This window comes from Paenibacillus sp. S-12 (assembly GCF_030363895.1).
GTDB classification, from domain to species: domain Bacteria; phylum Bacillota; class Bacilli; order Paenibacillales; family Paenibacillaceae; genus Paenibacillus_B; species Paenibacillus_B alvei.
In genome coordinates, this window is sequence record NZ_JASIUF010000013.1 from 42,404 (window position 1) to 55,010 (window position 12,607).

Genomic DNA, 12,607 nt, shown 5'->3' on the forward strand with positions numbered 1-12,607 from the left:
TAATAGAGCTCATACAAGCCTATGAATCTACGATGACCAATTCGAAGTGGCAACTTCTTCAATTTCATTCTTCCGAACTCGCCCCATCAATCGTTCAACCGCTGTCTTCGGGTCACGTTTTTCGAACAATACGCGGTAAAGCTGTTCTGTAATTGGCATCTGAACTTCAAAGCGCTCTGCTAGAGAATGAGCCGCTTTCGTCGTTCGAATCCCTTCGACGACCATCCCCATATGCGATAATACTTCATCCACCGCCATACCTTGACCAATCAGCGAGCCTGCTCTCCAGTTACGGCTATGTCTACTCGTACAAGTTACAACGAGATCTCCGACACCAGCTAGGCCAGCAAACGTCATCGGATTGGCTCCCATCACAACTCCCAGCCGTGCAATCTCAGCCAATCCACGCGTTAGAAGTGCAGCTTTCCCATTATCTCCGAACCCTAGCCCATCAGATAAACCTGCGCCTAAGGCGATGATATTTTTGAGCGCGCCGGCAAGTTCAACGCCGAGCACATCTGGATTGGTGTATACTCGGAAGAAAGACTCATTCATGAATAAATCCTGCGCTTGCTCAGCAGCCTTCGTACTTGTCGAAGCGACCACCACAGTCGTCGGACATTGCTTAACAACTTCCTCGGCATGGCTAGGGCCTGATAACACAGCAATACGATCAGCACTGCATGCAAGCTCTTCTTCGAGAACCTCAGACATCCGCTTTAATGTTTCCGTTTCAAACCCCTTCGTCGCATGTACAATAACCATATCGTCCGTCAGAAGCGGCTTTATCATACCCGCCACTTGGCGCATTGCTGCAGATGGCGCAACCACAACGCATGCCTTCGCTCCGTTCATAGCCTCTTCTACCGAGTTGGTTGCCCGAATTCCAGCATGCAGCGTTACATTAGGCAAATATTTTTCGTTCGTATGCCTAGAATTGATTTCTTCTGCTTGTTGTACATTTCTCGTCCATAAGTATACATCATGTCCATTATGTGCGAGAACTTCACTCAAGGCAGTACCCCAGCTCCCTGCTACGAATACAGCAACTTTAACGGACACGAGATACGCCCCCCTTACTGGAGCCCAGTCGATTTTCCGTTCCTTGTACCAGCTTTACAATATTGCTCCGGTGACGATAGAACGCAAATACACAGAGGAGCAGACTTCCCCAAAAAATGCTCCAATCGTAACCGAACAGCAAGATGAAGATCGGGGTTAGACCAGCAAAAAGCAATGATCCTAACGAAACATAACGTTTCCAAGCAATTGATGCAATCGCAATAATACCCGCACATAGAGCTGGCAAAAATGCTAATACAGCCAATACCCCAATTGTGGTAGCAATGCCCTTCCCACCGCGAAAACGGAAATAAATCGGCCAGTTATGGCCTACGATAGCGGCAATTCCGCACAAAACCATAACCCAAGTGCTGTCCGATAGCAAATAGCCCATCAGAACAGCTACCATTCCTTTGGCTGCATCAAGCAGAAGCACACCAATAGCAGGCCCTTTGCCCAATACGCGCAGCGTGTTGGTTGCTCCTGCATTTCCACTTCCGTGCTGACGGATATCGATACCACGAAGCCATTTTCCAATAAGAAGGCTAAAGCTGACTGAACCGAGAAGGTAACTCGATGCAATTGCGATAATAGATAGCGTCAATTCCGCTCGCTCCTAACTTTCGTCGGATTTCCGGCGTGTGAATATCCGGATCGGTGTCCCTTCAAAGTCGAACGCTGCACGGATACGATTTTCTAAATATCGCTCATAGGAGAAGTGCATCAGTTCAGGATCATTTACGAACACGACAATCGTTGGCGGCTTAACCGCAACTTGAGTCGCATAATTGATTCTGAGACGTCTTCCCTTATCCGTTGGTGGCGGATTATAGGCGACAGCATCAGTTACAACGTCATTTAACAAGTGTGTTGGAATGCGCTTCGCGTGCTGCTGAGCAACATGTTGTACGACAGGAAGCAGTTTATGTAAACGCTGCTTAGTCTTCGCAGATAAGAACACAATTGGTGCGTACGTCATAAATAAGAAATGGTCGCGAATCTTGGTTTCGAATTGGTGCATGGTCTTATCATCTTTATCAACGACATCCCATTTATTGACGACGAACAGAACTGCCTTGCCTGCTTCATGAGCATATCCTGCAATATGTTTGTCTTGTTCAATAATCCCTTCTTCACCATTAATGACAACCAGAACGACATCTGCCCGCTCAATCGCCTTCATCGAGCGCATAACACTGTATTTTTCCGTTGTTTCGTATACTTTGCCGCGCTTGCGCATACCAGCTGTATCTATCAGTACGAATCGCTGATCATCCTTCTCGAAGGGGGTATCGATCGCATCGCGTGTTGTTCCTGCCACATCGCTGACAATGACTCGCTCTTCGCCGAGTATCGCGTTGACAAGCGAAGATTTACCGACATTCGGTCTGCCAATCAGGGCAACCTTTATTACATCTTCACCATATTCTTCATCCGATAAATCCGGCAAATTATTTACGACTTCATCAAGCAAATCGCCAATCCCTGTTCCATGAGATCCCGAAATTGGAACCGGATCTCCAAAGCCAAGGCTGTAGAATTCATAAATGTCATCCATACGACTCATGTTGTCGACTTTATTTACCGCTAGAACGATCGGCTTGCCTGAGCGGAACAACATTTGTGCAACTTCTTCATCCGCTTGCGTTACGCCGGACTTCGCTTCACACATAAATACAATTACATCTGCTTCCTCAATAGCCAACTCCGCTTGCACACGAATGGAACGCAGCATTTCATCTTCACCGTAAACTTCGATTCCGCCTGTGTCAATAATGTTGAACGGTTTACCATTCCACTCACCCGTCCCGTAAATACGGTCACGTGTTACACCAGGCTTGTCCTCCACTATAGCCAATCGGTCGCCGATGATTCGGTTAAATATAGTGGACTTGCCGACATTCGGCCGCCCGACAATGGCAACAATGGGTTTTGCCATGCATTTCACTCCTTCATAATTTGCAACTATACACGTACATCATCATATCAAAAAAAGCGGTTCTTGGCTAACGGAATTGGTTGAAACACTTATAGATTCCGCATTTTTCCGTATTATTCGGAGCCAATAAGTCCTCTTAAGAACTTTCCTCTAATCCACTCCAACATAGCAGACAGCAAACGAACGATCAAAAATGTCAGCCACCATACATCCTGAACTTGCCCTTCCCCAGCAGATATAAGCGAATGCAGACGCAAATGAACGAGAACTTCCCCTAACGTTAAACCGAACGTCAAAATCATCCATTGCATACTCCATTCTGTTGTAAACAAAAGCATATAGCAGGAGAAAACTCCTGCAATCAACCAAAAATGATATAACGATTCTGACATTTGCAGGGAAAAACGACTCAACAACTCAAGCCACATCCAAATAGCCGCAACCATAGCTGTATGTCCACACAATGCCAACAATTGGCTAAGCGTTTGCTTGCGAAGCAGCAGGAGCGCCATTATTATCCACCACAGCCATGCACCATTAATCTGATGTCCATAGGCCAGCATGAATGTCCAATTTCGTAGAAGCAGCCAGCTGAGTCCGATCACGATTACCGTTGATTTCACAGCAGCAGGGAACAGAGACATTCGCCACCCACTTGCCACTAAGATTGCAAAGCATATCCATACCGCGACTGCCAACACCCCTGACGACGTCATCGAAACAGCAGCTCCTTCCTTGTTTGATGCTATTATTTGAAGCGCGTAACAAAAATAAACGGCGAACTCCGAAGAGTCCGCCGGTATTAAAAAAGGTAAAGATTTATGTTAGTTTTTGAACTTGTTCAACATATCGCCGAAACGTTCACCAAGCGTTACGCTCATTGCCTGATTTGTCAGCGATACATTCGGATTGTTCAGTTCTTCCTTTACTTTCTTCTCTGGCTTCGGAGCTATAGCAGGAGCTTCTTCTGTTTCCTTGATGCTCAAGCTTACACGCTTCTCAGCAGGGCTGAAATCAAGTACTTTCACTTGGACAGTTTGACCTTGTTTCAATACTTCATAAGGTGTAGCTACATGACGGTGTGCGATTTGGGAGATGTGAACCAAGCCTTCAACTCCTGGAGCCACCTCAACGAATGCTCCGAAATCAACCAAGCGCTTTACTTCACCAGTCAGGATATCACCAGTCTTAATGTTGCTGCTCGCTTGTTCCCAAGGACCAGGCTGAGTCGCCTTAATACTCAAGCTGATTTTCCCGTTAGCCGGATCAACCTTCAATACTTTGACTTTAACCTTTTGACCTTCGGATACGACATCAGAAGGCTTCTCAACATGGTTCCATGCCAATTCAGACACGTGAACAAGTCCATCTACGCCTCCAACATCAACGAACGCACCGAATTGCGTCAAGCGTTGAACAGTTCCTTCGAGTTCTTGTCCTTCGGTTAAGCCTTCCATAACACGAATTTTGTTAGCTTCGAATTCTGCTTCCAATACATCCTTTTGGGAAAGGATGAGCTTGTTGTTTTCACGGTCGATTTCTTTAACTTTTACCCGGAGCGTACGTCCCTTGTAATCGCTGAAATCTTCAACGAAATGACGTTCAACCATGGATGCAGGGATGAATGCACGAACGCCAACATCAGCTACAACGCCGCCTTTTACAACATCAGCGACTGTTACTTCGAAAACATCTTGTGCTTCGAAATGCTTCTGCATATCGTCCCAAGCCTGTTCGCTGTCCACTTGACGCTTGGACAGAACAAGACGTTCCTTCTCATCGTCAATGCTAACAACCTTGCATTCAACTTCTTGGCCCACTTCAACCACATCTGCAGCATTGTCAACCGATACTGCAGTCAGCTCGCGTACAGGAATGATGCCATCGTATTTATAGCCAATGCTTACTACTGCTTGATTGTCATCGATTTTGACGATTGTGCCTTTGACGGTATCGCCTTTCTTCAAGGAAACGATGTTCTCCAACGCTTCTTGGCTTGCCGTTTCGGCAGTTTCGTTAACTTTTGTTTCTTCAGACATGTGAAATACCTCCTCGATTGAACCCCATTTATTCAAAACCCGCTTCAAAAGAAGCAGAGTTCCTTACAACTAATGGTTGTTGCATACCAGAAAATAATACCTGTAGTATCATACCATTGAAGCAAAAACATGCATGAATTATGATGAAGCCGTTTCTTCATGTATTATTCGATGGATATGTTCCATAATGCGGTCAGTCGCCATTTCCAGCCCACCACTGCCCTGCTCTAACAAGTCCGACATATCGATTGGCGGGCCATATACGACTTTTGTTTTGCGAAACAGCTTATATTCTCCAATAACAGCTACGGGAACTACAGCTGCCCCACTCTTCAAGGCAATCATCGCAGCACCCTTCTTCGCAGCAACTGCACCATCCGTATTGCGTGTTCCTTCAGGGAAAATGCCCATAATATCTCCATCGCGCAGCAAATTGAAAGCCGTACGAATAGTCTCTTTCCCAACTCCACCACGCTTGACCGGAAATGCTCCCAGACCATGAATAATCTTTCCAAGCACCGGTACGTCGAAAAGTTCAGCCTTCGCCATAAAGCGAACCTTGCGATCCAACATAATTCCAATCGCTGGCGGGTCTAACAAGCTTATATGATTGGAGCACAGGACTACACCGCCCTCTTTGGGCACGTAATCCTTTTTTTTCGCTTCTAGCCGGAACAAAATCCGATACAATACTCGAAGCACTGCTCTTGCAAACGTATAGAACATAATAGCTACAGCTCACCAACTCTTTTGTAAATTCGCACGCTCAACGATCGTGGCTACCACATCATCAATAGTCATGCCTGTCGTATCCAGCAGTACGGCATCATCAGCTTGACGGAGCGGAGATACCTCACGAGTCTCATCCTGCCGATCACGATCTGCAATTTCTCGGATGAATTGCTCAAGAGTAGCATTCTCCTTGTCCTTCCATTCTGCATAACGTCTGCGGGCACGCTCCTCTACGGAAGCTGTAATGAACCACTTTAATTCTGCATCAGGAAGCACATGTGTGCCGATATCTCGTCCATCCATAACCACACCTTTACGAGCTGCCATTTGACGCTGCATATGTACAAGCTGCTCACGAACAACTTGGGACTTGGCATAATCAGATGCTAAACGGCTAATTTCAGATGTGCGGATGCTATCTGTTACGTCTTCGCCATTCAAAATGACGAATTGCCGCTCGCCTTCTGGTATCAGTTCCAAAGTTACACGCTTCAGCTCTTCGGAGAGTGCTGATGACGCTTCAGGTTGAATGCCTGCTCGCGACATGTGCAAGGATATTGCCCGGTACATCGCACCAGTATCAATGTATATATATCCAAGTTCACGCGCTACTAGGCGAGCAACCGTGCTCTTCCCAGCTCCTGCAGGCCCGTCGATGGCAATATTAATGCGATGTCTGCTATAATCTGACTGTGTCAACGGGTCTGACTCCCTTCGTAGAAAAACATTACTTTATCATTCAAGAAAAAAGCAGGCATTGCCTGCGACGTGAAAATTATACCACACATAGAATAGGGATGCAAAAAGGTAATCATCGTATATCTATTTTCCTCGTGCCACTACCAGAGATGCTCCCCTTATTTAGCATAAGGATGAAAAGGGATCCCTTCCAGCTTATCTACAGGAGACAACCACTGGCGGGAAGCCCCCCCCAATAGAAGGCATTGGGCAATGACAACACTAATAACAAGTACTAATAAAGCACGAATCAGCCATTTAGAAGCCAGACTGCAAAGCTCTATTCGACTAATATGCCTGCGAAAAGAACGTCCTGATACTTCACGATTCCACTTTTCCTGTCGACTTTGCAAGAGGAGTCACCTCTTCGTTCATTTTGGAAGTAGTATGGCAACCTTGCATTCAACCTATGCACAGCTTACAGATATTAATATGCTATTTACGTAAATCCAACTGTCGTTCAAAACAATAGCGAATTAGCCTTTGCTGTTCGACATTTGCAATTTGCTCAAACTTAAGCATCACTAATTGACGATGTTCCTCCATTGGCTGAACACGAACAATATGGCCAGTAAACGGAACATGTTCTATTGATCCATTGCGAAAAGGCACAGCAATCCAGCAATGCAGCACTTGGGATTCGCGCAGTCCCCATTTGAAATCTGTTGTAAATGAGAGACCTCCTCCGCTAATATCCTCTGTAAGTGCCAGGAACTTCACGCCATCAGTTGTACGAATTGCCATCTCCAAAAATGCTTGAATACGCAAATAATTGCGCCGCTGCATTTGTGTCAGCCAATGAGGCTCTGGTTTTCGGATTGACATCATTGGAATTGTATCCTGTCGTCTTCCCATGACTTGCGAACGAAAATTCCATTTCGTCCCATCGGATTGAGAAAAATATATATCAAGTTCATCGCCATTGGAGAACAAACCATACTTTCCTGTTTCCTCCGATAGCGGAATCTCCATCCATAGTAGTTGTTCATTTACCTCTGTTACTCTCGCCTTATAGGTTAGCCCTTCCGTTTTTTCACGAATTAACTGTACATACAAGGTATCGTTGACGTTCGGCAGCATTTGCTTCCCCTCCAAGAAGATTATACCATGATAGCAGAATACTAAAAGGAAAAAGGTTCCAATCCCTTGTAGGAATTGGAACCCCTGCATTACACTACGATTTTAACATCTTCATTTCTTCGATTTGCTCTTCTGTGCCATTTTCAGCATTGATGAATATGCGATACGCGCCACCATTAATTTTGCCTCCGAATTCATAACAGAGCACTTCCTCGGAAAGATCATTTTTGATGAGCGACATGCGATCATATAATATGTTCATGCTTGGATTCAGCATAGCTTGTGCCTCTTTTTTACCCAAAGTCGGCTTGCCCACCTTGCGTTCCTTGTCTTCATAAACAAAATCCGCCGCTTGCAAGCCTGTCACTTCGCCATTGTCCAGTGCAACACGCGCCGTAACCTGCTGCGGATAAATATAGACACCATCAGCTACAGGCACAAGAGTATAGCTTCCCGTATTGTTGTATTCATCATATCGAACCGCAGCCATGTCCGGATAACCATTTTTCTTCAGGAACTTCTTGGCTGCTTGCTCTCCTTCAGCCATCGTCAGCTTTTTTTTGCCTACATGGCGTGTGTCCATATACGACATAAGGAAGCCCTGATTTGTATAGTCGAGTGTTAGTGCACTGCCATCGTCTTTTAACTTCGTGAATACCGTATAGGACTCGTAGTCTGTTCCTTTACCATTCTTTCTTACTTGTACAGGCTCATTCGGTTTTTTAACCAAGAATTTTTCAGCTTTTTCTTTAATTTGCTGCTCCGATAAGGGATTGCCTTTCAGCATTTTCACAGAACGCTTTGTATATACGCTGGAAATCGAAGGCCCCCAGTTCAGTTCTGGATATGCGCTCACCTTTTTATCTACGGTTTTAAATCCGTCGATGATCGTATTATCCATCGTTTTTTGCTCGGACGCCATTGCTGTTTCAACATCCATCCAACGTAGATTGTCTTTTAACACCTTGTTTTGAACCTGCTGTAAATCCTGTGAAATTTGCGCTGCATTTTGGTGCAGCGTCTTGAGTATTTTTACCTCATCATCACTGAGCGGCTGTTTCGTCAAATCCCGGACGGCAGCTCGGTAAGAAAAATTAGAGATGCGCGACAAAAAATCTTCTGTCTTGTTAAATGGCAGCAGTGTCAAAGGTAGCTGACTAATCTCATTTTGCGCTTGACTCGTAATTCTCCATACATTGACAAGACCTTTCCGATGCATCCCTTGCGACTTGGAGTTTACTGCAAGTGTCTGCCCCAGTTCGGAATGAAGCTTATCAACATGATAGGTCAAATCATGGAAGGCACGCTGGTATTGGTTCTCTGCCTTAATCAATATAGAGTTCTTCTCTTGATGTTCTTGATATCCCCATACAATCGCTCCAACAAATAAGAGCGCAAAAATAGGAAACATCACCGCACTTAATCGTTTATACATGGTACAAACGTCTCCCTTCACAGCAACTTGTACATCATAGTGATGTTAGTTTGTTGGATATGAGGGAGGTTTATGCATCGATTCCCATTATTGCACTCTTATATCGAAGTCATCATATTGGTTCTTCATCAATATGGAATGCATCCCGATTATCACAGATGCACTGCTTGAAGCCGGTTTCAATTCGACCTTTTTCCCGTTTGCCACGAAGAATGAATTTTTCGCCGCAGCATTTGCAGCGAATGATAACCTTCACCCTCACATGAGCCCTCCTTGCTTCCCTTGAACTGCGCCCGTTCGTGCCTCGCACAATTTGAGCTTGTAAATAATAGCATTCCCATTATTGCTCCACATTAACCTCTTCTTCTGAATTTACCATCCTAAGAGGAGAGCGGGCACTGGCTCTTCGTACCTTCCCCATGCCGAAATACCAGAGAAACAGCATTAAAGGTACTACGAACCATATCCAATAACGAGTCACTGTCATTAAAATCAGATCGTAAACTCCATGCCAGAACAAAGGAATTCCAATCGAGTACAGCAAATATTTTCGCGAATGTCCGCCATAAAATTTCGCTTTCCCCATATAATAACCCATAATAACACCGAACAAGGCATGTCCGGATACAGGCAGCAGAGCACGCACAAGCATTTGGGAAAACGATGTTTGATTCAACCATGCGTACATGACATTCTCTATCGTGGCGAAACCGAGCGATACGGCAACTGCATACAAAATGCCATCATAATGCTCATCAAATTCTACGTGATTGTAGATCATATGATATAACACAAACCATTTGACAAACTCTTCAACGCCAGAAGAGATAAAAAAGGAATAAATATATGGATTTTTGCCCCACCACAATACGAGGCCATGCTGAATAATCATGATCGGAAATACAATTAGAAACCCAAGCAGAAACACACGAATGACCATGTGAATCGGTTCATAATCGTAACGATCCTTCAAATAGAAATACGCCAGCAACGCAATACCAGGTGCGATTGCTGCTGTAAGCAAGGGAAAAATGGGTGTCGCAGCTTCACCAGATTGTATCGCCAACTGAGAAGTGTCCGCGACGAGCGTGCTAAGAGCAGTAAGCAAAGTCACCTTCACATCCTCCTTTGGCGACTAACTCTATGGTCGGTTAGATATCCGTAAAAGTTTGATATTGTAAGTATATCATACTGTTATGCGACAGCGCTTATTGTGTCGAATAATGTTGATGAAAACATACATCTGACTGATTTTATAATACAGAGTGTCCAATCAATCGCAAATTGCATATATTGGTTGACATAGCCTCCAGCGGGAAAAACGCAAAACAGGGAGCCCGAATTTTCCACTTCTCATGAAAAATCACAAGCACTCCCTGTTCACGGTCGCATATTACGCTGTATTATGCACGGCGCGGATTGAAATGTGTACAAGTAACGGCAATGGCATCCTCTGTAATGATACACTTTCCATACTCCTCCAGAACAGCTGTCGTCACTGACGCTGCTTCCCCATACTCAGCCATAATTGCAATAAAAGCTTGCAATCGCTGGGGATCCACATTCGTCGGTTCCGCATGGAAAATCCACTGTCCATTATATTGGTAGAGCGCACCTGGAACGGCAAAATTGCCATGAACCGTATGTGCCGCCTCGATGAAGTCTTCAAAATCCCGGAACGCGAATACGATCGTATCGCTCTCCTCAAGCGTAACTTCCATTTCATATACATCATCCAACTCGTCATCTTCGATGCCATCGCCATGACCTGACGCCTGGTTCCAGTGTGTTCGCGTTACGATGACAACCATCCCCTGTGCAGGCATTGCGAATACTTCCACGGCTAACGGTCCCGTCGCATCAAATCCGAGTTCGGTATACGCCTGATCCATCATCTCTGCGAACAATTCCTGCAGCTTAGACATTTCTCGCCACAAGTCGTCGCGTTTGATCCCGCGCTCAGACAAATCGTCGAACGTAAGAAAAATTCGAATCTTGTCTTGACTGATACGTTCGATCTTCATGACAGGACCCTCCTTTGCAACTTCGGTTATAACAGATTATGAAGCAACATATAATATGTGCTGAAAATGGTTCTATGTAATTCATGTTATCATTTCTTGCATGGATTTGCACTACATAAAATAGTTGACAGTATATTGAGTGTATAAACACAAAGAAGCTGCCGACTCAATCGGCAGCTTTTTCCAATATCGATCTTCTACAATCAGTGGGTGGATTGATTTTCTTCAAACGGTTTTGTTCGCGGTGCAGCTTGCGACTTAGAAGCGTTGGATATTGTCGTAGTAGTGGTTTCCAGTTTTACAGCATTCAGATTGGATGGTGTTGGAGCCAGTCCATTTTCCCGTAAAATGGCATCCACCTTACGCTTCACTTCTGGATCGCGATCAATCAGTTCCTTAACCCGATCCAAACTGAACGCGTCAGACTTAGGCGCCTCTTTGGACATCTTCAAGTCGAGCAAGGAGGCAATATCCGGCATGCTTGCTGATGCATCCATAACCTTATCCTTCGCCTTGCCTACTACATCCTGAACGACATTGCCAGCAACTTGCAATCTGGACTGCAAATTAGCCAGCGAACGACGATCTGCCAAATACATTCCAGCCAAAATACCAATAGCAGCACCAGAAATGAACGATGTCACTTTCACTGTAGTTCCCTCCTTCAATTAGTTAGGATCAATTGTAGTGTGAGCCCATCTGTAACGAACCATGCGGTAAAAAATCAGGAAATGCGGCCATCAATGCCCGAACGGAGTGTAATAAAATGCGCTTCAGGTTTGCAAAATAAACGGAGTGGGATATGTGATGTTCCAAACCCTTTTGTAATAAACAAAGCCGTAGAGCCTTTTAGTCCTGTAAATGTATGCCAGCCAGATAAATATTTGCGGTAAAATTTCGAGGTGCGCAGCGGCCCGTATCCAGGCAGATAAATTTGACCGCCATGCGTATGCCCTGACAATACGAGATCAATCCCTTGCAGCTCAGCCTTCCGCAAAGCCAGCGGATCATGAGTCAGAACAATTGTACACGCAGGTTCTTGCTGAGGCTCATTCATGGCAAGCTTCACATTCGTTCGTTTGGAGCTGTAGTCGTCCCAGCCTACAAGCCATATAAAATGCCCGTGCTGCTCTAGCCGAATTGCCTCATTATCCAGCAGCTTGACACCTAATTGGTTCAATTTATCATCAAGCTCACGAACATTTGCCTTGTAATCATGATTGCCATGTACAGCAGCCACTGGCCCAAGGCGGCGCAGCCTCTCCATATTCTCGACACTGTACGCAAGCGGCGCTCCAAACTCAGTTATATCCCCGCCGACCAGTACCATTGCCGCCTGTGAGTGGCGTTGGATCTGCGCGATATGGCTCTCCGTTAACCGCCTTCTGTGGAAGTCGCTAATAAAAAACAAGCGGACCCCGTCGAAAGACGACGGCAACCGCTTCAGTACCACTTCTTCTTCTGTAATTGTAAACCCCCGTGCTTCCCATAACATATAGACAACAAGCCCCCCGGCTGCTGCCAGCAAGCCTGCAATGACAGTGTAAGCAATCAACAT

General features: G+C 45.3%; 15 protein-coding genes. All 15 read right to left on the minus strand.

Annotated features, from left to right (window positions below; all coding sequences use genetic code 11):
- Window positions 1-27: 27 nt before the first annotated feature.
- The 15 genes from NO352_RS12710 to NO352_RS12780 all read right to left on the minus strand — a co-directional run bounded on the left by NO352_RS12710 (window position 28) and on the right by NO352_RS12780 (window position 12,607).
- Window positions 28-1,062: an NAD(P)H-dependent glycerol-3-phosphate dehydrogenase gene (locus tag NO352_RS12710; RefSeq protein WP_289355828.1), complete on the minus strand. Its 1,035-nt coding sequence runs from the start codon at window positions 1,060-1,062 to the stop codon at window positions 28-30.
- Entirely contained in the window at window positions 1,052-1,666 is a 615-nt protein-coding gene (plsY, locus tag NO352_RS12715) for a glycerol-3-phosphate 1-O-acyltransferase PlsY (RefSeq protein ID WP_005546890.1), read from the minus strand. The genes NO352_RS12710 and plsY overlap by 11 nt, the downstream gene beginning before the upstream one ends.
- Window positions 1,667-1,678: 12 nt before the next feature.
- Window positions 1,679-3,001 (minus strand): ribosome biogenesis GTPase Der, encoded by a 1,323-nt coding sequence (der, locus tag NO352_RS12720; protein WP_005546889.1) that lies wholly within the window; start codon window positions 2,999-3,001, stop codon window positions 1,679-1,681.
- 113 nt (window positions 3,002-3,114) lie between these two features.
- Window positions 3,115-3,717: a hypothetical protein gene (locus NO352_RS12725; protein WP_289355829.1), complete on the minus strand. Its 603-nt coding sequence runs from the start codon at window positions 3,715-3,717 to the stop codon at window positions 3,115-3,117.
- A gap of 108 nt (window positions 3,718-3,825) precedes the next feature.
- Window positions 3,826-5,040: a 30S ribosomal protein S1 gene (rpsA, locus tag NO352_RS12730; RefSeq protein ID WP_005546887.1), complete on the minus strand. Its 1,215-nt coding sequence runs from the start codon at window positions 5,038-5,040 to the stop codon at window positions 3,826-3,828.
- A gap of 138 nt (window positions 5,041-5,178) precedes the next feature.
- On the minus strand, window positions 5,179-5,766 hold the full coding sequence (locus tag NO352_RS12735; RefSeq protein ID WP_163978132.1) for a lysophospholipid acyltransferase family protein: 588 nt from the start codon (window positions 5,764-5,766) through the stop codon (window positions 5,179-5,181).
- Between the two features lie 12 nt (window positions 5,767-5,778).
- Complete coding sequence (gene cmk / locus NO352_RS12740; protein WP_268599691.1) at window positions 5,779-6,471, minus strand: (d)CMP kinase; 693 nt, start codon at window positions 6,469-6,471, stop codon at window positions 5,779-5,781.
- Between the two features lie 158 nt (window positions 6,472-6,629).
- On the minus strand, window positions 6,630-6,863 hold the full coding sequence (locus NO352_RS12745; RefSeq protein ID WP_005546882.1) for a hypothetical protein: 234 nt from the start codon (window positions 6,861-6,863) through the stop codon (window positions 6,630-6,632).
- 82 nt (window positions 6,864-6,945) lie between these two features.
- Complete coding sequence (locus NO352_RS12750; RefSeq protein ID WP_005546879.1) at window positions 6,946-7,590, minus strand: flagellar brake protein; 645 nt, start codon at window positions 7,588-7,590, stop codon at window positions 6,946-6,948.
- 94 nt (window positions 7,591-7,684) lie between these two features.
- Window positions 7,685-9,025: a germination protein YpeB gene (ypeB, locus tag NO352_RS12755; RefSeq protein ID WP_262866611.1), complete on the minus strand. Its 1,341-nt coding sequence runs from the start codon at window positions 9,023-9,025 to the stop codon at window positions 7,685-7,687.
- Between the two features lie 112 nt (window positions 9,026-9,137).
- Window positions 9,138-9,287: a hypothetical protein gene (locus tag NO352_RS12760; RefSeq protein WP_289355831.1), complete on the minus strand. Its 150-nt coding sequence runs from the start codon at window positions 9,285-9,287 to the stop codon at window positions 9,138-9,140.
- Between the two features lie 78 nt (window positions 9,288-9,365).
- Window positions 9,366-10,085 carry a glutamic-type intramembrane protease PrsW gene (gene prsW, locus NO352_RS12765; RefSeq protein ID WP_289355887.1) on the minus strand — a complete coding sequence of 240 codons (720 nt, stop codon included), beginning with the start codon at window positions 10,083-10,085 and terminating at the stop codon, window positions 9,366-9,368.
- A gap of 343 nt (window positions 10,086-10,428) precedes the next feature.
- Window positions 10,429-11,049, minus strand: coding sequence for a genetic competence negative regulator (locus NO352_RS12770; protein ID WP_289355832.1), 621 nt, complete (start codon window positions 11,047-11,049; stop codon window positions 10,429-10,431).
- Window positions 11,050-11,252: 203 nt separating this feature from the next.
- Window positions 11,253-11,699, minus strand: a complete 447-nt coding sequence (locus NO352_RS12775) for a hypothetical protein (protein WP_005546867.1) — start codon at window positions 11,697-11,699, stop codon at window positions 11,253-11,255.
- A 74-nt stretch (window positions 11,700-11,773) separates the two neighbouring features.
- On the minus strand, window positions 11,774-12,607 hold the full coding sequence (locus NO352_RS12780) for a metallophosphoesterase (protein ID WP_262866610.1): 834 nt from the start codon (window positions 12,605-12,607) through the stop codon (window positions 11,774-11,776).